Genomic DNA, 18,562 nt, shown 5'->3' with positions numbered 1-18,562 from the left:
TTCGGCGTCCGACCTCAAGCGGGTCGGACGCCGAACCGCAGACGCGTGACAACAGATGTGATCCGCGGTCTACCCCAGTCGCTCGAGAACGTAATCGATGCAGCCGGTCAGCGCACGTACGTCGTCGGGCTCGATGGCAGTGAACGTCGCTACACGTAACTGGTTGCGCCCGAGCTTCCGGTAGGGGTCGGTATCAACCACGCCATTCGCGCGAAGCGCCGCCGAGATCGCCGCCGCGTCGACAGACTCGTCGAAATCGATCGTCACTACGACGTTTGATCTGTGGGTGGGATTCGTGACGAAGGGATTCGCGATGGATGTCTTCTCCGCCCAGTCATACAGGACAGCCGAGGACTCGGCCGTGCGCGAGGCCGCCCAGCTCAGGCCACCCTGCGCGTTGATCCACCGCACCTGCTCGTCCATCATCGCGAGCGTCGCGACGGCGGGCGTATTCAGCGTCTGGTTCTTTCGTGAGTTCTCGATGGCGCCAGCGAGGTTGAGCGTTTCAGGGATGTAACGACCAGAGGCGGTGACCCGCTCGATCCGCTCGATTGCTGCGGGCGAGACCAGGGCAAACCAGATGCCACCGTCGCTCGCAAAGTTCTTCTGCGGGGAGAAGTAGTAGACGTCAACCTCGGTGGCATCGAAATCGAGCCCGCCCGCACCGCTGGTTGCGTCAACCACGGTCAGCGCTCCCGAGTCGCCGTGCACGCGCCGCACCTCGGCCATGACACCAGTGGACGTTTCGTTGTGGGGGAATGCATAGACATCGATCCCCTCAGTGGGGAGAACCTCGGAGCGTGATCCACCATCTGCCGAGCGCACATCGGGCGCCTCAAGAAATGGTGCTGCCGCAGCCGCCTTGCCAAATTTCGCGCCGAACTCGCCGAACGCAAGATGCTGGCTTCGGCGCTCGATGAGCGAGTGAACCGCCGAATCCCAGAATGTCGTGGCGCCTCCGTTGGCCAGCAGGATCTCATAGCCTTCTGGTGCACGAAACAGTTCAGAGAGTCCGTCACGCAGGCTTCCGACGAGGTTCTTGACAGGTGTCTGGCGATGCGAGGTGCCGAGCACACCCGGCTGCTGGGAGGCGAGGAAAGCAAGCTGTTCGTCTCTCACCTTCGAGGGGCCGCAACCAAAGCGACCGTCGGCGGGCAGGAGGTCAGCGGGGATGGTGATTTCAGCCATGCGGCAATTCTATTGCGCACGCCGCACTCGCCGAGCAGGTTTGCGACCATAGCCTAAACTAAGGGGCGGCACAGCATGGGAAAGGCGGCAATGACTGACCTCATTGACACGACTGAGATGTACCTTCGCACCATACTCGAACTCGAGGAAGAGGGCATCGTGCCTTTGCGCGCGCGCATTTCAGAGCGTCTGGGGCACTCAGGTCCGACCGTGTCGCAGACCATTGGCCGCATGGAACGAGACGGGCTCGTTGTGGTGAGTGGCGATCGGCACCTTGAGCTGACCGACTCGGGACGTGCGAAAGCTGTACGTGTCATGCGCAAACACCGCCTTGCTGAGCGGCTTCTCGCAGATGTCATTGGCCTCGAGTGGGAGTACGTCCACGAAGAAGCCTGTCGCTGGGAGCACGTGATCAGCGAACAGGTCGAGCGCAAGCTTCTCGGTATTCTTGGCAACCCCACGGAATCGCCCTACGGCAACCCCATTCCGGGTCTTGAAGAGCTCGGCTCCCGTGCGGTCATGCCCCTTCAGGCTGACGTGAAGAGCGCGGTTTCGTTGTTTGCCAGTGGCCCTGAGCCGGTCACTGCACGGATCCGCAATCTAGCTGAGCCAGCGCAGGTCGACCCTGAGCTGCTGCGCCTTCTCGATCAGGCGGGCATCAAGCCAGGCGCGATGGCCACCTTTGCCTACATAGATGGGCTGGTGAGGATCACGGTGTTCCCAGATTCCCTGGTGGATCCCGGTCCCGAAGCCCTAGCCCTCGACCTCCCGGGCGAGATCGCCGCTCACATTTTCGTTACCCAGTAATTCCACCCAACCGACAGTTGCGGTGGGCTGAGTACTGGCTGCCGCAGATGGAGCCGATAAACCACAGAGGAGAACCTGTGTCACGCATCACCCCCGAAGCACACGTCAGTGCCGTAGCGGAAATCGTCGAGGCCCGGAGCCCCCACGAGCCTGAGTTCATGCAGGCAGTGGACGAAGTACTCGAGAGCCTGGTGCCGGTACTCCGGGAACACCCCGAGTTCATCGAGGCGGGCATCTTGGAACGACTGGTTGAGCCTGAGCGGCAGATCATGTTCCGCGTGCCGTGGGTTGACGACGAGGGTCAGGTGCGGGTGAACCGTGGCTTCCGCGTGCAGTTTAACTCGGCACTCGGGCCGTTCAAGGGGGGCTTGCGTTTCCACCCCAGCGTGAACCTCTCGGTCATCAAATTTCTCGGCTTCGAACAGATCTTTAAGAACGCACTCACCAGGCAGCAAATTGGAGGCGCCAAGGGCGGCGCCGATTTCGATCCACGCGGCAAGGGCACGGCCGAGGTGATGCGCTTCTGCCAGAGCTACATGAACGAGCTGTACCGCTATATTGGCGAGAATATCGACGTACCCGCCGGAGACATCGGCGTCGGTGCGCGTGAGATTGGCTTCCTTTTCGGTCAGTATCGGCGCATCACCAATCAGCACGAATCGGGCGTACTCACTGGCAAGGGCAAGGCTTGGGGTGGCGCCGAGGTGCGCACACAGGCGACCGGATATGGTGCTGTCTTCTTCGCGCAAGAGATGCTGGCCCGCACGGGCGAGGGCCTCGAAGGTCGCCGCGCGATCGTATCGGGGTCGGGCAATGTGGCGATTTACGTCATTGAGAAGGTGACCCAGCTCGGGGGTACCGCAATCACGGCCTCCGACTCTTCCGGGTACGTGGTGGACGAAAAGGGCATCGATATTGAGCTACTCAAGCAGGTGAAGGAGGTCGAGCGTGCCCGTATTTCGGAGTACGCGGAACGCCGCCCGAGTGCTCGCTTCGTTGCTGGTGGATCAGTGTGGGACGTTCCCGGCGACCTCGCTTTCCCCTGTGCAACGCAGAACGAGTTGAACGCAGCTGGTGCCAGGTCGCTGCTTGATGGAGGCGTACGTGTGGTCGCTGAGGGCGCGAATATGCCCACGACCCCCGACGCAGTCGCGCTGTTCCAGCAGGCCGGCGTGCTTTTCGCGCCGGGCAAGGCTGCCAACGCCGGTGGCGTGGCGACTTCCGCGCTCGAGATGAGTCAGAACGCATCGCGGGATCGCTGGGACTTCGAACAAAGTGAGCTTCGATTGCATCGCATAATGCGCGACGTGCACGACTCGAGTTATGCGGCCTCGGAGCGGTACGGACGACCCGGCGATTACGTGCTCGGGGCGAATTCCGCCGGGTTCGTGACGGTGGCGCAGGCCATGCTCGATCAGGGAGTGGTCTAGCCAGCGCCGGGGGCAACAGGGCCGAAACAGTGCCGAAAACCCTCAACCATAGGTTGAGATTTCGCTCGACCTCAAACAATCGATGGATCAGAATTCCTTGATTTCATGCGGAAATTCTGCCTTCCTGGGAGAAGTTGCATCTGAGTGTGACAATTCCGTGATCTTCGGTTAGGCTCGAAAGAGGTTTTGGCCCACGCGGGCCGTACTCCCACCAAAACACAGGCAAACGTAAGGTTTATTGACTCGTGACTCAGCACACCGGCACAATTCAGGCGTCCGGTACTGAGGTAGTGGCCCAGACGGCATCCGCTCCTCGTACCCGTTCGCTTAAGCATCTCGCTCGCATGGTTGGCGCAGGCGCACTCAGCGTCGGCATGGTGGGTGTGTTCGCACTTCCCGCATACGCGGCTCCCGATACCTCGGGCATGCCCGACGGTTTTGCCATGGCTGCAGAATCGCAGTCGCTCCTGACCGAAGATGGCGCAGATGCACTGGTTCCCGTTGAGGCAGTGGCGGCAGAGGTGAGCTCAGTGGTTCTCGCGCAGGAGCAGGCTGCAGAGGAAGCGGCTCGTGTAGCAGAGGAAGCGGCTCGCACGGCACAGGCTACAGGTGCCGGTGTCGCGACGGCAACCGCGGCTCGGGCCGACGTTCCCTCAGGTGCCGGTGCCGCGGGCATCGTCTCCGCAGCGTACGCGCAGCTCGGTCAGTTCCAAGACTGCACGGCGCTCGTCGAGCGTTCGTTGCGCGCAGTGGGCATCCCTGCGGGTGACCTTGGCACGCGGGTAGGCGAGCACACCGCTCTGGGTGGCGCTCTTGTCACCGATGGTGCCTATGCGCCCGGAGATGTGCTGATCTGGTCGGGTGTTCACTCGGCGATCTACATCGGCAACGGCCAAGCCGTGCACAGCGGATACAATGGCAACCAGACTGTGGTCGCCAGTGCGTTCTTGAATGGTGCACCGAGCGGCGTAGTTCGCTTCTAGGTTTCTTCGGCCTCACGGCTCGAATGGGGCATCGCCACCGGCGGTGCCCCATTTTCGTGCCACCGGTGTCGGTTCGCTAGACTCGTTCTGTTTGCCCCAGTAGCTCAGTGGATAGAGCACTTCTCTCCTAAAGAAGGTGTCGTAGGTTCGATTCCTATCTGGGGCACCGAAAGATATGACCCCTCAGAACAGCATGATTATGCGGCCTGTGGGGTCTTTTCTTTTGTCTGCTCAGGGTCTTTGGCAACAGATTTGGCAACAAATGATGCCTCTATAGCGGAATCCAAGCGGCTCGTAAGCACATGAAGGTCGTCCTCGAAGAGATCTGCGTACACGTCAAGGGTGACCGCTGCGGAGCTATGACCGAGCATTCTCTGAATGATCTTTACGTGTGCACCAGAAGCAACGGCGAGGCTCGCAGCGGTGTGGCGGAGGTCATGGATCGGCAGGTACTCGATGCTGGCCTTCTTCAATGCTGACACCCACCAGTTGCGACCACTCTTGCCGCCTGACGGGGGATTGATGAACCCGCCGTACTCGTTCGGAAAGATCAGCGCCTCAGGCGACTTTTTCTTCGTGCTCTCGACAAGGAGATCCCAGACTCTTGTCGGCACTGGCACTCGGCGCGAATCGCCGCCTTTAGGTGTGCCGGGCACGAGCTTGGAGCCAATGAGGACGACGTTCTTGTTCACCGTGAGTAGTTGCTTCTCGTGGTCGAGATCGCGAACTTGAAGGGCTGTCAGCTCGCCCCAACGGATGCCACAGTATCCAAGTGTGAGAACCTGCACCTGGTGACTGGAAGAAGCCTCGGCGAGACTCCATAGTTGTTGGTGGGTGAGATACCGGCGGGCCTTCGCAGTCTTCTTCTTTGGGAGCGCGATCTCTCTCGCCGGGTTTGTCTTGATGTTCGTCGGGATCGCGGTGTCGAGGATGCCCGCAAGAACCTCGTTAGCGCGCCGAACTGTCGTGGGTCCTCTGCCGAGGTTGTTCGCCCATACCTGGATCGCTTCACGCTTGATCTTCGCGACCGGCACCGAACCCCAACGTTTCTCAACGTGCACATTCCACGACGTATCGATCGCGGCGTAGCTGGATGGCTTGAGTGTCGCCTTCTTGGTGGCGAGCCAGGCTGGAGCGAGGTCTGAAACGAGTATCATGCCGCGCTTATGGCCTACGTAGAGTCCCTCGTGTACGGCGTTCTCGATTTTGCCGAGGGCGAGCTTCGCTTCTCGCTGGCTTGTGAAGCCTCGCTTTGATGTCTGTTTGTGCTCGGCGTCGCGAAAGATGATGCGGTAGAGCGTCTCGCCCTTCGCGTTCGTGTACGGCCTGATGCTGCCCATTGCCGATTACTTTCTAATCGAAGTAATGGCCATAGACCGGAAATTCCAGGCTGTCTGTCTCGTAATCGAACTTGACGTTCGCTCGATCTAGGGTCTCCTGGATGCTCTTCTCGACATCGCTAATTCGCGCGCCCTTCGATCGAAGTTCATGGACCCATCGAACGGTGCTTACTGCCTCTTGAATGACGCGTTCATGTCTTCTGTCGAACTCGTCTTGGACCTCAGCGTTATCTGGATCGGGCGAGAAACCTACAAAGCGGTGGAGTGCCCGCGATAATGCGCTCCAGGATTGCCGGTATCCGTGCAACGCGCTCAGGACTCCCCGAGCCATCGCAGGCGCACCATCTGAGGGCTCTTCTGTGAAGAACGACTCGCCACTAAACCAACGCAGGAAGTCCACGTTACGAGTTGGCGTTCTTGTTGGCTCGATTTCGAAGGTTTGGGTGTTGAAGATCGGCAGCTCGAGTCCAGGCATCGGATAAGGAGCGGATTCCCCGGGGGCAAATAGGTCCACTGCGAGGGCGACGGGTGGAACTCTGAGCACCTTGGCGACTGATATGAGCTGCCGAAGAGATAGATCGTTCTTCCGCCCATTCTCAAGATTCGCAATGATCGAGCGACTCAATCCTTCGCCTGCGCGATCAGCGACTTCCGCCGCGCTCAAGCCTTCCGCTTTGCGGTAACGGGCGATGTTTAGCCCAAGGGCGGAAATGTTTTCCTGAGACATGCTAGACACAATACGCGCAATTCTGTGTATAGTGATAGTCAGACACAGAATAACGGTTTTTGTGTCCTGAATGAGTTGGAGAAGGTAATGACCGCCACGACCGTGCGAGTGCTCTCGCAATATCGAAGCCCCGAGGACATAGCGGAGATGATCCCCGGCATGACTACTGCAAAACTTGCGCAGCTTCGTTTCAGGGGGGAAGGGCCTCGCTACTACAAGCCCACGCAAAAAACAGTGGTCTACGACGTAGATGATGTTGCTGCGTGGATGGAATCGACTGCTCGGACCGGCACAGCGGAGGCCGTCTGTTGAGTCCTTCCGGCCAAGCGCCCAACGGATCCCGGATGGTGAATTCCCCGGCTGACTCCAAGCAGGACGAGACCAAGGTCTACTCAGTGAGTGACCCCACGTTCGAAGAAACTGCGAGGCGTCTCAGCTTTGGGGTTGGCGACTGGACAATCAAGGGCCCGTACAACGATGACGGTAGCCAACCTCTGATCCACGTTGATCACCGGCTTGGAGTTCTCATCATCAAGACACTTCTTCTCTTCAGTACCGAGACGGTAAGCCGTCGGGAGAGGGAGCGCATCACGAAGGGAGAGCCACGCAAGAGCATTCGGCTCGTGAAGAGCATTACCAAAAAGAAAACCCCCGAAGCTGTCGAGTTTGGCGACGAGAGCAGCAACGAGGGTTCAACCGAAAACACACCAACTGAGAGGGGCATTTTCAATGTCTAACACTATCTTCCCGGATTCTCCGGAAACAGCCAACCTGTGCGTCGAGGTTCAGTCCGCGTTTGGTGATCGTTTCACCGTCGAGGCCGATTACATCGAGTGGGCTGGGCGCAATGTCATCGCGATCCACGGGTGGGATGCCCGGATCAACGTCGACGCAGCTGGTGCACGAGACCTCGCTGCAGCACTGCTCCAAGTCGCGCAACACATGGACGGATGCCAGGCGGTGACCGCATGAACGGGCTGCACTTCCTCATCCTGACCATCCTTGCAGCGCTCGCGATCTTGGCCGCTTTCAAAGAAGCTGAGGCAGTCCAATGAGGGTGTTACAGACGATGGAGGAAGCCATGACAAACGAAGAAGTTTTCGAAGTGTTCTTGGAGTACATGCGTGCGGGGAACCTGGCGAAGCGGACGATCAGCACGCGCCTGTCGATCTTGACTCAGCTGTCTAGGCACCAGGACGTGCCGCTGGTGGAAGTGAAAGCGTTTCACCTTCGTCGCGAGATTGGGCGTGATGATCTGAAGCCTGCATCGAAGGCGACGATGCGGAACGTGTTCATGGCGTTCTACACCTTCCTCTGCGAGGAGGGTGTCATCACGGAGAACCCTGCGCGCAGGCTCCCCATTGTGAAAGTTCCCCCGCATCGCCCGAGGCCATACACGCAGGAACAGATCGACAAGCTGTTGAGCAGTGGGGCATACCGGCGGACTCGCTCGATGATCCTATTGGCGGCATACCAAGGCCTGAGAGCCGCTGAGGTCGCCGCCGTGCACTCTGACGACATCGACCTGCACGCGGGCACGATCAAAATATTTGGGAAGGGTGGCAGGACTGACTACCTGCCTTTACATCCGGTGATCCGCGAGCTTGCCGCGTCGATGGGGCCGGGCTATTGGTTCCCAGCGCGGGGTGGCCGTGACGGGCATATCCGTGGCAACTCAGTCTCGGATTTACTCACTGACGCACGCAACAGGGCCGGGATCACTGACCACCGGCTGACCGGCCACTCGTTGCGGCACACGTTCGGCACTGAGCTGGTGCGAGGCGGGGCGAACATTCGCGCCGTTCAAGAATTGATGCGCCATTCGTCACTGAGCACGACCCAGCGTTACACCGAGGTCCTCGATGACGACCGCAGACAGGCTCTCGATGTCCTTCCCGGGCGGGAGATTCCGGCAACGTCCGGACGCGTCTCTCATCAGCAGCAGGCAGACCAGTGAGCGCCGCCAGCACCCACACAAAGACTTTGGAGAACAACATGAACACCACCACCGTGACCCCGGCCAACACCGAGCAGCTCGCGTACATCGATGGAATCTTGAAGACCCGTCAGCAGGTGCTCGCTGACCGTATCGGCCATGGAAGCGAGAAGCTGCAGGCTCTCATCGAGGCTGGTGCTGTAGCTGAGGGTCTGCCCGAGGAAGTGCTCGCCAGGTACTACTTCGACGATGAGCACACATTCGAGGATCTCTACTTCGTGCACTGCGCCGAGCACCCGACCCCACCGGTAGAGGCACCAGAGTGGGCAGAGAACACCGACTTGCTTCTCGGCGAATGGCCCGAGATTAACGTGCGCTTCACCAAGGAAATCACACTGACGGATCTGGGCGTGAAGGCGGAACTCTCACAGACGGTCACCATCACCACGGAGGACTCCGAGGATCCGGACGGAAACCTCTGGCCGAAAGGCCACGTGTATGCGGAGACCGGCGCTCATTTCCACGCGAACGTTGGGCGCGACTCGATTAGCCTCGACTTCGCTGACAGCACCCAACTGAAAGCGCTTGGCGAAGCGATTGCGGATCTCGCGTCAGCTCTTCACCGTACCGAGATCGGAGCATGACCATGACTGCGAACGTATTTCAGACCGAGGCGCAGCGCATGACAGCGCTTGCCCGAACAAACATCCACGCTGCACTTGAAGAGTGCGGCATGACCGCTCGCGAAGCGGGGTCTTTCGCTGGCTTTGACCCGTTGATGGTTCAGCACGCGATGGACGGCCAAGATGAGCTAACTGTGGCCCAGGTCGCGGGCTTGTGCCGTGTGCTTGGTGTTCCACTCGCGTCAATATTTGAACCAATCGCTGAAACGCCGGAGCTGCATCGCATCACCGAACCCGGTGAACCTGAGCAGCACGGAATCGGGTGCGGACTATGAACACCAAACCGGTCGAAGTATCGAGCGAGTTCGCGAAGAGACTCGACTCACTCGCAGCCGAGATCAGGACGCATCAGAAGAGCGAGGAAGACGCTTTCGAGAGCATCGTTCGCGGCGTCGACTGGGGTCGCTATGACCCGCATCACAGTTAGCGAAATTGCAGAACGCCATCTCGCGCAATGGCTGGAAGCTCTCACGGATGGATCACTCCAACTGTGGGAGCTTCCCCCTTGTGTGGCGGCGTTCTACTTCGCAGGCTACGCAGACGGGCTCTCGACTCGGCAAACAGAAATCACCTACCTCGAGCACCAGTGCGACCTGCTCTACATGCAGGCGTTTACCCCGAAAGAACGGCAAGCGGAATACGCGCGCCGACTCCAGAAACATTTCGAACTCGAAGAGGCCCGGTTCTTTGACCAGGCGGAAGAGGAGCAACATGACCCAGGAAGAACCGAACAAGCAGCTTAAGCTCACCAAAGCCGCTGACATCACAGCTCGCAAAGTGCACTTTCTCGCCAAGGATCTGATCCCACTCGGCACGCTCACCGTGCTCGCCGGGAACAGCGGGATCGGGAAGACCACCATCGCCCTGTCCTACCTCGCGCAGCTCACCAGGGGGACGCTTGACGGCTTCTACAAGGGGAAACCCCAACAGGTGATCATTCTCTCCCCGGAGGATGATGAGGCATCAGTCACGAGGCCGCGCCTGGAAGCTGCCGGGGCTGACCTTGAGAAGGTCCACTTCATGAGTGCCACAAGGCGAACCGCGTCTGGTGAGATCGACACGTTTGTGACGTTCCCCACCGACATCCCGATGCTGATTGATGCGGTGAAGCAGACCGCCGCGGCGGCGATCATGATCGACCCAATCGCGTCACTCATTTCAGGGAACCTCGACAAGCGCGAAGACGTGCGGGCCTCGTTCGACCGGCTCGCTGCCGAGGTCGCGAAAGAACTCAAGCTCGCAGTCATCCTCATCGCCCACAACAAGAAGGGCATGGACAGTGTTCGCGGGAAGATCAGCGGGTCCTCAGCGATCACCGATGCTGCCAGGAGCGTGCTCGCGGTCGCGAAGAACGAAGAGGACGACACCATCGTGCTCGCCGTCGACAAGAGCAGCTACAGCCAGTCAGAGGGCCTGAACCTGGCGTACCGGCTTGAGTCTGTCGACATCCCACTCGCGAACGGTGACCATGCCACCGTGGCGCGCGCCGAGTGCCTCGGTAAGTCAGAGGTCACCGTTGCCGAACTCCACTCACGGCAGTCAGGCGAGGAGCAAGTCGAGAGCGACCGCAACGCCGCTCAACAGTTCCTCATCGACCACCTTGAACGTCAACCCGGTTACGAATCAGCTGCGGGCGACGTGCTCAAAGCGGGGCGTGCTGCAGGGTTTTCCGACAGTGAGATGAAGGACGCGAGACGAAGGTGCAAGTCACCCAGGATCGACTCCAGGAAGTCCGGCTTCGGTGCTGGATGGGTGTGGGGCATCTCAGTTGATGAAACCCAAGGTGGCAGCGAAGGTGGCCAAGGTGGCAGGGGATCAGATCAGGCCACCTTCGCCACCTTCATGCCACCTTCCGACAAACTCAACCGCGCACGAGCACGCGCTCTCGCCCCAGTGACACCCATTGGAGGTGCCTCTTGAAACGCTTCACCGGGATCAAGGCCAGGAAGTATGACTTCCGCATCCAAGACGGAAGCAGCCGCCCACTCATTGCTCTCTACGCCGGTACGAAGGCAATCGGGTTCATGGAGTACGACACCGCACGCCACTTCGTTGACCGGATTCACGACCTATGTGACGAGCACGAAGCAAAGCTCCGAGCGGAAGGAGACACCGAATGCTCCACATGAAAACTGGTGCAGAACAGCACTACTTCGCACTCCTCGACCAGCTCGAAAATGTCACCCCTGACTGTCTTGACGATGACAGATACGTTGCCGACCGGGGACAGATCACCGCAGACGACAAAACAGAAATGGCGGCGATCTGTGAAGCCTGCCCGCTCGTGAAAGCGTGCACAACCTATGCGAGTTCCGCCCAACCTCCCGCGGGATGGTGGCCAGGTCACAACCTCATCAAGAGACGGAAGGAAGCCGCATGATCAGCACGATCTGGAACCCAAGAGTAAGGCCAAAAATCTGGCGCGCAGTAGATGACAAGACCACCGCCATCAGAATCCAGAGCCGCGATGCATTCGTAGCGATCCCCAACGGCGAAGCCCGCCCTGTGATCGACGAAATGCACGATGCACCTGACCCCTACGAACGTGCACAGAGAGAGAAAGAGGGAATCCGTGATCTCACCCCAGAACCAAACAATCGAAGACGCGCTAGGCAAGGCTGAAAAATGCCACCCCGACTGTACCCGCAACCGAAATGAAGACGAACAATGACGAGACGAGTGGAGAACGCCGTCATCCTCACCGGCTCCGACTGCACGCTGCTATACGAAGCCGCACGACTCCGAGACCTGCGAGTGAAAGCCCGAGGCACATCAGACCGACTGTACGCGCTGCTCACCGATATCACAGCGGCTACGTTCGCTCACCAAGCTTCCGCCAAGGGAACTAAACCGCAGGTCAGCACGGAAACAAGCGAGTCTAGAAGAGCAGAGATAGTGACCGTGGAAGCAGTTGCACGGCAAGCAGGAATCACCCCGCGCGCCGTACGCAACCACATCGAAGCTGGACTACTCGACGCAAAAAAGATCAACCGCGTCTGGATCATCCCGACCAACGCAGCCCAACAGTACATCGCCGGCCGCAACGCCGAATGAAAGGAACAAGACCATGAGTACAGGAATGAGCATGAGCTTCCGCACCGATGGCATCACAATCCACGACGATGATAGCCCCGACCTAATGGAGGTTGCGGTGAAGATCAAGCAGCTTCGCGACTCCGGCAGCCAAGCCAGCAAGGCACACAGCCGAGACATCACCGAGATACAGAATGACCAGCAGCTTAGCGACCAGGGCCGTGCCGAACGCATCTCGGAGTTAAAAGCCGCCCACGCATCCCAACGCCGCACCTCGATCAACGCCGAGAACGAGATCATCGACAACAAGATCGCGACACTCGAACGCCGACTCGATGGGTTCGTGGGATACAGCTCCAGCGACATCATCGCGTACCGAGACGCACAAGACCGTGCCGAAGCAGTCAAGGACGAAGGCCGTGCAGCGAAGCTCATGGACCGAGCGCTTCGTAGCAACGACCGAACCCTCGCACACGCACTCTTCCGCGCCGCCGTTGACAACAATTGGGTCGAGGCGCAACGCTCATTCGCCAAGGAGAACAGCAGCATCGCAGCAATCGTCAACGACGTGCAGAAGCTACGCGCACTCCGTAACACATTCGGTCGCGGCCTCAATTACATGTAGAAGCGCAGAGAACAGGCACTCCCCCCTTGACCACAACCACCAGGGGGGATTCCCCCCAAGCGCCCGCGAGAAAGGCCTCCGGGGCTTGCCGATCTCTCTCTCTACGTTTTTTCTTTTCCGGGGGTGGGTTGCTTCGTAGCGGTGGAGCGATCTACCTGAGTGCCGCGAGCGGTTACGTGAGGCTGGAATCCTTGGCGTGTGTCCTCACGGCATCACTCGGGAGATGCTCAAATATGCCGGGGTAACGGCGGCCTAGCTCTTCTTGTATCCGGCGGCTACGCACCGCTCGATGATTGACACACTGCCGGTCTTAAATGTCGTGAACTCAAATGTGTAGACCTCCCCAGAGTCGAGTGCTTCTTTGATCTGGTCGCGGGCGCTGACGTAGTCGTAGTGGTCGAAGCTCCATCCCATGGGTAGGTCGTCTGTGTTCAACCCGTCCAGCTCGTCTAGTGCGCTTCGAACTGAATTCCAGAGAGTGCTGTCAAGTCCTTCGTCATTTCCGATGCCGGAGACGATGTCGAGGTAGTCCTCCATGGACCCCATGAAGGACTCGCAGTAGGCGTGCTCCGGTGAGATCTCGGAGCTGAACTGTTCGCTTTCGGGTGATGGCACAGGGGCAGTTTCCGTCGCTGCGTTGCTTGTTGCGGTGCAGCTAGTCAGTAACAGTGCTGCCACGAGTGGAATAAATCTTTTCATTTCCCCACTATATGTGGGCTTTTATTTATTTAGGAGTTTCTTATGTCTCATTTTAATGCTGAGTTCGAGGGGATCGTTGAGGCGAATCCCGACATCAGCGTGTTGGGTGGTTTCGCGCCGGATGGTTTCTTTGAACTGGTGGGGGCTGATGGGTCTCGTGCTTGTGTGTCTCGTATCGTGTTCATGGAGCACACGAACGCGATATTTGACGCGCTGAAGGATCCGGGCGCGGATATCGCAGAGGTTGTTTCGCCGGTGGCGGGGCTTGAGCCTCTGGTGCGGCGTGTGGTGCTGTCTTCGGCGTGGGATTACTTCATGACTTGGTATCGGGATTCGTGCCCGGTGGAGGCGCTGCCTTTTGCGGTTTTCCACATGGTGGCGTTCACAATCCTGTACCGGGAGCTATGCGCCGGGGCACCTGAGTTCTCGGGTGAATTCTTCCCGAAGAGTGGGGTTGATCATGTCTGAGCGGGTCGTATCGATTAAATTGTTGGCAGACGCGACCGGGATGGTGCTGGGCCTCGGGAAGGCCCGCGATGCTGTTGCGGAGACCAAAGCGAAGGTTGAGGAGTCTGCCCGGTCGAATCGCGAGGCGTGGTCTACGGTCGGCACTGGGCTCACCGCTGTTGGTGTCGCTATCACCGGAATTGGTGCGTTGGCGCTCAAGACTGGCATTTCGTATAACTCGATGCAGCAGTCCACCCGCGCCGCTTTGACGACCCTTTTGGGTTCTGCTGCTGCTGCGAATGCGCAGATGGACAAGTTGGATGCGTTCGCCCGCAACTCGCCGTTTGCGAAGCAGACTTTTATTGCGGCGCAGCAGCAGATGCTTGCGTTTGGTATTGAGACGCAGAAGGTCATTCCGTATCTTGATGCGGTCCAGAATGCGGTTGCTGCTGCTGGCGGCTCGAACGCTGATATTGAGGGCATTGTTGCGACGATGTCGAAGATCCAGTCTTCGTCAAAGATCACGGCACAGGATCTGAACGAGTTTGGTAACCGTGGCGTGAACGCTGCGGAGCTTATTGGTTCGCAGATGGGCAAGACGGGTGCTCAGATCCGCGAGGACATCACTTCTGGGTCATTGGATGCGACGCAAGCTCTTGATGCTTTAGCTTCGGGCATGTCTGATCGCTTCGGTGGTGCTGCGGACAACGTGAAGCAAACGTTTGATGGTGCTATGGACCGTGTGAAGGCTGCTTGGCGCGATTTTGCGGCTGAGCTTGCGAAACCGCTTGTTGACCCGAACGGTGGCGGCGCGCTAGTGGATCTCCTTAACTGGACCGCTGACGCTATGCGCAACTTTGAAGACCTCCCCGAGCCAATCAAGAGAGTCACTTCGGAGCTTGTGGGAATGACTGGGGTCGCTGCTCTAGCGACAGGTTCAGCGATGATGATATTGCCGCAGTGGGTCGCTTTTAAAGACGCACTGGCTGATTTGGGTGTCACCAGTGGGCTAGTGCGGGGAAACCTCAAGAGTCTCGGCGCGTTCTTGACTACGCCGATGGGTGTTGCGATTGCTGCTGCGGTTGCGGCCCTAATTGTTTTGGATATCGAAATGAAGAAGGTTCAGGCGACAACTGAGGAGTTGCAGAACAAGCTTCAGACTTCATCTTGGGATGATACGTGGTCGGCAGTTACTCGGGGTAAGGCCGTTATTGAGACCGTGGGTCAGGCTCTTGATGACATGGGTGGAACGCTTGACCGGATCGGTGAGTCTAATAAGAACTGGGCTGCTGACCTTTTCGAACCAACCTATGTTGCGAGATTTAAGAGCGTGCTCGCGGATCTTGGCCCTGAGCTTTCTTCTTTGGCTGATTCCGATTTGCCGAAGTTGCAGAAGAGGATGCAGGAGCTGCGTGAGGAGCATGATCTGACTGATGCGCAGATGCGTGTCTTCATTGGTTCTGCTTCGGGGCTTGAGGATGCTTTGCGTCGGCAGGCAACAGAGATGGGGCTGACTGCTACCGAGTCGAATCTTCTTGCTTTGGCGATGGGTGATATTGAGCCAGCTGCGCAGAAGAACACAGACTCTCTTGAAAGCATTCAGGGTGCTGCGGCTGGGGTGTCTGAGGCGATTGTGGATCTGGCTGACGAGATCCGCAACTTTGGTTCAGCGCAGATGGATGCTGAGTCTGCGGCAATTAAGTTTGAGGAAGAACTTGCGAACGTCAGAGATCGCTTGGCTGAGGGTGCCACCGGGCTTGCTATTACAACTCAGGCTGGGCGTGACAATCGGCAGTCTTTGCTTGATCTGGCTACTGCCGCGAACGAATCCGCTGCCGCAACACTTGCTGCTAGTGGGTCTCAGGATCAGGCGAATGCTGCCTTGCAGTATGGGCGCGATGCTTTGATCGCTGCGGCTATTCAGTACGGCATGACGGAGGCAGAAGCGAAGGCGTACGCGGATCAGCTTCTTGCGACACCCGAGACGGTGGCGACGACTGCTCAGATTTACGGAATCGAGAGCGCTGAGGAGCGCCTGGCTTGGGTTGCGCGTCGGCGTGAAGCCTTGATTGAGATCAAGACAAGTGGTGGTGAGGGTTCAGGAGCATTGAACTACTCTCCCTTTGCTGCCGCCGGTGGCACGGTCGGCAGGCTACCGGTTTCTGGGTTCGCTCAAGGTGGCACAATTCCCGGTATCGGTGGTTATGTCGCTGGCGGAACAGTGTTCGGAAGGGGCACGACACAGTCTGATTCGGTGATGGTGCGTTTGTCCCGAGGCGAAGAGGTTATTCGAGCTTCACAGGCAGAAGAGTTCAGGCCTTTGTTGAAGTCGATCAATCGTGGCGATTTCCATGCGGGGATGATTCAACCTCAAGTCGTGGTCGCTGCGAGTTCGACTCCGAGAGAGGTTCCAACCGAGCTGGTGGTCCGCGACGTCAACGGTGCCCTGGTTGGTCGGATGCAGGTGGAGGCTGCACGGCAGGTCAGTGATGCGTCTGCTGCTGGCGGGTCAAGGGTGCGTCAGGGCTCGGACCGGCGCAGGTAAAAGTAGAGGGGTTCCCCTGTCCGCGGACGGCGGGAACCCCTCTATTCATGTTTTTGGTGCCCTACTCTGGTTTACCGTCTGGCCAATACATGACAAGATTTGCCTCCTGTGGACTGTCCTCAAGCCGTGTGAAGAGAATCACAGCCCCTTCCGGAATAAAGATCTGCTCAGTGCCTTCTTCGTGATTGTCGCTGCTTGAGATCCAAAAGCCGCCGATATCAGTCGCGCCGCGCTTATGAAACTTCTTGATCTGCTCGTGCATGACGTCTGCGATCGGAAAGTTTGGTTCAACCCCGTTTACGTTTATTCTCCATGCCATAGGCCTGAGCCTAACGGTGCTTCTCAATGACAGTCAGAGAATTGGTAGATGCTGGCATGCACATCGCCAAACGCCTATAGTTGGCGTTTCTCGGGTGGGGTTTGCCGTTGCTGCCACATTCGCCAGGTGACGTGCGCAGCCATCTGTAGTGATGGAAAATAGCCGAGGAGGTCGCGGTCGGCGGGGTTGGTTTCTCCCGTCACTGACCTCCAGAGCACGCCTGAGGGCTTGCTGATCTTCACTTGCCGGATGATGGCGATGCGGTGCCCGCGATCGAACATGTGGTGTTCGTCTCCGAGTTGCTGCAGCGTGTGGAGCGGGTTGAATGGCATACCTCCCATGTGGGCGACGGTAAGACCGACTACTGACAAGCATTGGTGTTCGCAAGCATCGTCCCGTCGCAACGAGGGCACTCCCACCAGGATTTCCAAGGGATCATGATGGGACTGTCACAGTGTGGGCAAGGCGTTGCGTTATCGGGCACGAGCAGAGCGTAATCGTCATCCATGTTCCCAGTGTGGCTGCGGGGGCGGAGGGCCCTACCCCTCCCTGATGTGTGACTCGGAAGCGTTCTGCATAACGCAGTGCGCGCGGGTCTGGGGGTGGTTTTGGTGCTCGCCAGAGAATATGTTTACCCCATGAAGCTTCAAGGAAGAAGGCCGTTCGGTTTAGCTGGTTGGTTGTATTGGACCGTCGGCATCGTCGGGCTGTTGATAGTCGGCAACATCCCATACATAGGACCGGTGCTAGTCCTGGCGGGTTTGATCTTCATTATCGTGTGCTGGGTAAGGGCGGGGAAGTTACCCGAACCCACACGCATGGAGAGCATCAACATCTCGTCGCGGCAGGAAGTAGTCGGGGAGTCCTTCTATCAGGAGGCGATTGCGGGCTGGGTAGCTCGTAACGGGCGTTCAGGTTTTGCGGTCTTCGTGCACGAGCCAAATAATCCGCATTCGAAGTCCGGCAATGCGATGAGGATCGACTTGAGTTCTGGCGCTGACAGGGTCGCTTGCGGCTACCTGCCAGAGAGTGTTGCTGGCTTATGGGCGCCAGTTGTTGCACGTGCTTATCAAGAGGGCGCGTGGCTATATTGCGATGCAGAGATTCGAGGTGGGTATGACAGTGCACCGAATTTCGGTGTGTGGCTGATCCCTCAAAAGGTCGCGAGCGAGAAGCTCGTGTCGCTCAAAAATGGAGATCCGGGCAGGAAGAATGGTCCTCGCTTTGAACCTACAGAGGAGTCAGCCAATGAGTTCTGGTCGTCACAAGAGCCACAGGCGATTTCGCTTGTAGAGAGTGCTGGTCCTGTATTAGCCGACAGAGATAGTTTCTCGCAAAGTGGCGCTGTCGATCTGCGCGATCTTGAAGCAAAGCGCGTGCGAGTCGTTGGCACTAGCTTCGCGCTTCGAGACGGAGAGCAGGTGAAGGCGCGAGAGTGGATGCTCGTACGTGAACCTGAGAATCCACACGACCTAAATGCGATTGCCGTGAAACGCGTCTCGGGGAAACGAGTCGGTTACGTTTCCGCGAAACAAGCAGAGTTGTATGCTCCGTTGCTCGACGTGATTGGGTCCAAATTTCTGGTGGGCGGTGAGGGAAATTTCGGATCAACAAGCTCGCGACTTTGGGTTGACCTGCCCCGTATCCCAGGGCTTCGGAAATACGTCAGCAAAGTGGTTGCTTAGTGGCAACAAATCTGGCAACAAACGTCTCTGAAAGTGGGAAATTGAACCATCGCGAACATGAGTGAAAACGGCTCAATAATGCGGTTGTCTCGGACCCTTCACCGCGGTCGTTTGG

General features: G+C 58.4%; 26 protein-coding genes and 1 tRNA gene. 21 read left to right on the top strand and 6 right to left on the bottom strand.

The window, feature by feature from the left end; all coding sequences use genetic code 11:
* Nucleotides 1–69: 69 nt before the first annotated feature.
* Nucleotides 70–1,188 (bottom strand): phosphoserine transaminase, encoded by a 1,119-nt coding sequence (serC, locus tag ACTNFJ_RS09475; protein WP_435906062.1) that lies wholly within the window; start codon nucleotides 1,186–1,188, stop codon nucleotides 70–72.
* A gap of 90 nt (nucleotides 1,189–1,278) precedes the next feature.
* Here serC and ACTNFJ_RS09470 point away from each other — a divergent pair, with 90 nt between their 5' ends.
* The 4 genes from ACTNFJ_RS09470 (at nucleotide 1,279) to ACTNFJ_RS09455 (ending at nucleotide 4,574) form a co-directional block, all read left to right on the top strand.
* Nucleotides 1,279–1,995 carry an iron-dependent transcriptional repressor DtxR gene (locus ACTNFJ_RS09470; protein WP_435906061.1) on the top strand — a complete coding sequence of 239 codons (717 nt, stop codon included), beginning with the start codon at nucleotides 1,279–1,281 and terminating at the stop codon, nucleotides 1,993–1,995.
* A 77-nt stretch (nucleotides 1,996–2,072) separates the two neighbouring features.
* A complete protein-coding gene (gene gdhA, locus ACTNFJ_RS09465; RefSeq protein ID WP_435906060.1) occupies nucleotides 2,073–3,425 on the top strand; it encodes an NADP-specific glutamate dehydrogenase in 1,353 nt (450 codons plus the stop codon).
* A gap of 245 nt (nucleotides 3,426–3,670) precedes the next feature.
* Complete coding sequence (locus ACTNFJ_RS09460) at nucleotides 3,671–4,408, top strand: NlpC/P60 family protein (RefSeq protein ID WP_435906059.1); 738 nt, start codon at nucleotides 3,671–3,673, stop codon at nucleotides 4,406–4,408.
* Nucleotides 4,409–4,501: 93 nt separating this feature from the next.
* A tRNA-Arg gene (locus ACTNFJ_RS09455) sits at nucleotides 4,502–4,574 on the top strand.
* A 31-nt stretch (nucleotides 4,575–4,605) separates the two neighbouring features.
* Here the strand turns inward: ACTNFJ_RS09455 and ACTNFJ_RS09450 are convergent.
* A complete protein-coding gene (locus tag ACTNFJ_RS09450; protein WP_435906058.1) occupies nucleotides 4,606–5,748 on the bottom strand; it encodes a site-specific integrase in 1,143 nt (380 codons plus the stop codon).
* Between the two features lie 13 nt (nucleotides 5,749–5,761).
* Nucleotides 5,762–6,475, bottom strand: a complete 714-nt coding sequence (locus ACTNFJ_RS09445; protein ID WP_435906057.1) for a helix-turn-helix domain-containing protein — start codon at nucleotides 6,473–6,475, stop codon at nucleotides 5,762–5,764.
* An 87-nt stretch (nucleotides 6,476–6,562) separates the two neighbouring features.
* Here ACTNFJ_RS09445 and ACTNFJ_RS09440 point away from each other — a divergent pair, with 87 nt between their 5' ends.
* The 14 genes from ACTNFJ_RS09440 to ACTNFJ_RS09375 all read left to right on the top strand — a co-directional run bounded on the left by ACTNFJ_RS09440 (nucleotide 6,563) and on the right by ACTNFJ_RS09375 (nucleotide 12,752).
* Nucleotides 6,563–6,787: a helix-turn-helix transcriptional regulator gene (locus tag ACTNFJ_RS09440; protein ID WP_435906056.1), complete on the top strand. Its 225-nt coding sequence runs from the start codon at nucleotides 6,563–6,565 to the stop codon at nucleotides 6,785–6,787.
* A gap of 83 nt (nucleotides 6,788–6,870) precedes the next feature.
* Nucleotides 6,871–7,212 carry a hypothetical protein gene (locus tag ACTNFJ_RS09435; RefSeq protein WP_435906055.1) on the top strand — a complete coding sequence of 114 codons (342 nt, stop codon included), beginning with the start codon at nucleotides 6,871–6,873 and terminating at the stop codon, nucleotides 7,210–7,212.
* On the top strand, nucleotides 7,205–7,447 hold the full coding sequence (locus ACTNFJ_RS09430) for a hypothetical protein (RefSeq protein ID WP_435906054.1): 243 nt from the start codon (nucleotides 7,205–7,207) through the stop codon (nucleotides 7,445–7,447). Before ACTNFJ_RS09435 ends, ACTNFJ_RS09430 begins: the two co-directional genes overlap by 8 nt.
* A 109-nt stretch (nucleotides 7,448–7,556) precedes the next feature.
* Nucleotides 7,557–8,432: a tyrosine-type recombinase/integrase gene (locus ACTNFJ_RS09425; protein ID WP_435906053.1), complete on the top strand. Its 876-nt coding sequence runs from the start codon at nucleotides 7,557–7,559 to the stop codon at nucleotides 8,430–8,432.
* A 38-nt stretch (nucleotides 8,433–8,470) separates the two neighbouring features.
* On the top strand, nucleotides 8,471–9,055 hold the full coding sequence (locus tag ACTNFJ_RS09420) for a hypothetical protein (protein WP_435906052.1): 585 nt from the start codon (nucleotides 8,471–8,473) through the stop codon (nucleotides 9,053–9,055).
* A 2-nt stretch (nucleotides 9,056–9,057) separates the two neighbouring features.
* Nucleotides 9,058–9,369, top strand: coding sequence for a hypothetical protein (locus ACTNFJ_RS09415; RefSeq protein ID WP_435906051.1), 312 nt, complete (start codon nucleotides 9,058–9,060; stop codon nucleotides 9,367–9,369).
* Nucleotides 9,366–9,521 (top strand): hypothetical protein, encoded by a 156-nt coding sequence (locus tag ACTNFJ_RS09410; RefSeq protein ID WP_435906050.1) that lies wholly within the window; start codon nucleotides 9,366–9,368, stop codon nucleotides 9,519–9,521. Before ACTNFJ_RS09415 ends, ACTNFJ_RS09410 begins: the two co-directional genes overlap by 4 nt.
* Nucleotides 9,502–9,837: a hypothetical protein gene (locus ACTNFJ_RS09405; RefSeq protein WP_435906049.1), complete on the top strand. Its 336-nt coding sequence runs from the start codon at nucleotides 9,502–9,504 to the stop codon at nucleotides 9,835–9,837. The genes ACTNFJ_RS09410 and ACTNFJ_RS09405 overlap by 20 nt, the downstream gene beginning before the upstream one ends.
* Nucleotides 9,806–11,014 (top strand): AAA family ATPase, encoded by a 1,209-nt coding sequence (locus ACTNFJ_RS09400; protein ID WP_435906048.1) that lies wholly within the window; start codon nucleotides 9,806–9,808, stop codon nucleotides 11,012–11,014. Before ACTNFJ_RS09405 ends, ACTNFJ_RS09400 begins: the two co-directional genes overlap by 32 nt.
* Nucleotides 11,011–11,223, top strand: a complete 213-nt coding sequence (locus tag ACTNFJ_RS09395; RefSeq protein ID WP_435906047.1) for a hypothetical protein — start codon at nucleotides 11,011–11,013, stop codon at nucleotides 11,221–11,223. Before ACTNFJ_RS09400 ends, ACTNFJ_RS09395 begins: the two co-directional genes overlap by 4 nt.
* Complete coding sequence (locus tag ACTNFJ_RS09390) at nucleotides 11,211–11,474, top strand: WhiB family transcriptional regulator (RefSeq protein WP_435906046.1); 264 nt, start codon at nucleotides 11,211–11,213, stop codon at nucleotides 11,472–11,474. Before ACTNFJ_RS09395 ends, ACTNFJ_RS09390 begins: the two co-directional genes overlap by 13 nt.
* Nucleotides 11,471–11,716 (top strand): hypothetical protein, encoded by a 246-nt coding sequence (locus ACTNFJ_RS09385; RefSeq protein WP_435906045.1) that lies wholly within the window; start codon nucleotides 11,471–11,473, stop codon nucleotides 11,714–11,716. The genes ACTNFJ_RS09390 and ACTNFJ_RS09385 overlap by 4 nt, the downstream gene beginning before the upstream one ends.
* Nucleotides 11,717–11,761: 45 nt before the next feature.
* On the top strand, nucleotides 11,762–12,148 hold the full coding sequence (locus ACTNFJ_RS09380; protein WP_435906044.1) for a helix-turn-helix domain-containing protein: 387 nt from the start codon (nucleotides 11,762–11,764) through the stop codon (nucleotides 12,146–12,148).
* A 13-nt stretch (nucleotides 12,149–12,161) separates the two neighbouring features.
* Entirely contained in the window at nucleotides 12,162–12,752 is a 591-nt protein-coding gene (locus ACTNFJ_RS09375; protein ID WP_435906043.1) for a hypothetical protein, read from the top strand.
* Nucleotides 12,753–13,004: 252 nt separating this feature from the next.
* On the opposite strand, the gene ACTNFJ_RS09370 is transcribed toward ACTNFJ_RS09375, so the two are convergent.
* Nucleotides 13,005–13,367: a hypothetical protein gene (locus ACTNFJ_RS09370; protein ID WP_435906042.1), complete on the bottom strand. Its 363-nt coding sequence runs from the start codon at nucleotides 13,365–13,367 to the stop codon at nucleotides 13,005–13,007.
* 126 nt (nucleotides 13,368–13,493) lie between these two features.
* On the opposite strand from ACTNFJ_RS09370, the gene ACTNFJ_RS09365 reads away from it, so the two are divergent.
* Both ACTNFJ_RS09365 and ACTNFJ_RS09360 read left to right on the top strand, forming a co-directional pair.
* Entirely contained in the window at nucleotides 13,494–13,919 is a 426-nt protein-coding gene (locus ACTNFJ_RS09365; RefSeq protein ID WP_435906041.1) for a hypothetical protein, read from the top strand.
* Entirely contained in the window at nucleotides 13,912–16,443 is a 2,532-nt protein-coding gene (locus ACTNFJ_RS09360; RefSeq protein ID WP_435906040.1) for a tape measure protein, read from the top strand. Before ACTNFJ_RS09365 ends, ACTNFJ_RS09360 begins: the two co-directional genes overlap by 8 nt.
* 61 nt (nucleotides 16,444–16,504) lie before the next feature.
* On the opposite strand, the gene ACTNFJ_RS09355 is transcribed toward ACTNFJ_RS09360, so the two are convergent.
* Both ACTNFJ_RS09355 and ACTNFJ_RS09350 read right to left on the bottom strand, forming a co-directional pair.
* Nucleotides 16,505–16,762 (bottom strand): hypothetical protein, encoded by a 258-nt coding sequence (locus ACTNFJ_RS09355; protein ID WP_435906039.1) that lies wholly within the window; start codon nucleotides 16,760–16,762, stop codon nucleotides 16,505–16,507.
* Between the two features lie 74 nt (nucleotides 16,763–16,836).
* A complete protein-coding gene (locus ACTNFJ_RS09350; RefSeq protein ID WP_435906038.1) occupies nucleotides 16,837–17,103 on the bottom strand; it encodes a hypothetical protein in 267 nt (88 codons plus the stop codon).
* Nucleotides 17,104–17,400: 297 nt separating this feature from the next.
* Between ACTNFJ_RS09350 and ACTNFJ_RS09345 the strand changes: the two genes are divergently transcribed.
* Nucleotides 17,401–18,447 carry an HIRAN domain-containing protein gene (locus ACTNFJ_RS09345; RefSeq protein WP_435906037.1) on the top strand — a complete coding sequence of 349 codons (1,047 nt, stop codon included), beginning with the start codon at nucleotides 17,401–17,403 and terminating at the stop codon, nucleotides 18,445–18,447.
* The last annotated feature ends 115 nt before the right edge of the window (nucleotides 18,448–18,562 follow it).

It is taken from the genome of Leucobacter shiyiweii, from assembly GCF_052446065.1.
In the GTDB taxonomy this organism is placed as follows: Bacteria; Actinomycetota; Actinomycetes; order Actinomycetales; family Microbacteriaceae; genus Leucobacter.
The sequence above is the reverse complement of the archived record's forward strand: the minus strand, read 5'-3'. Positions and strand labels throughout refer to the sequence as shown.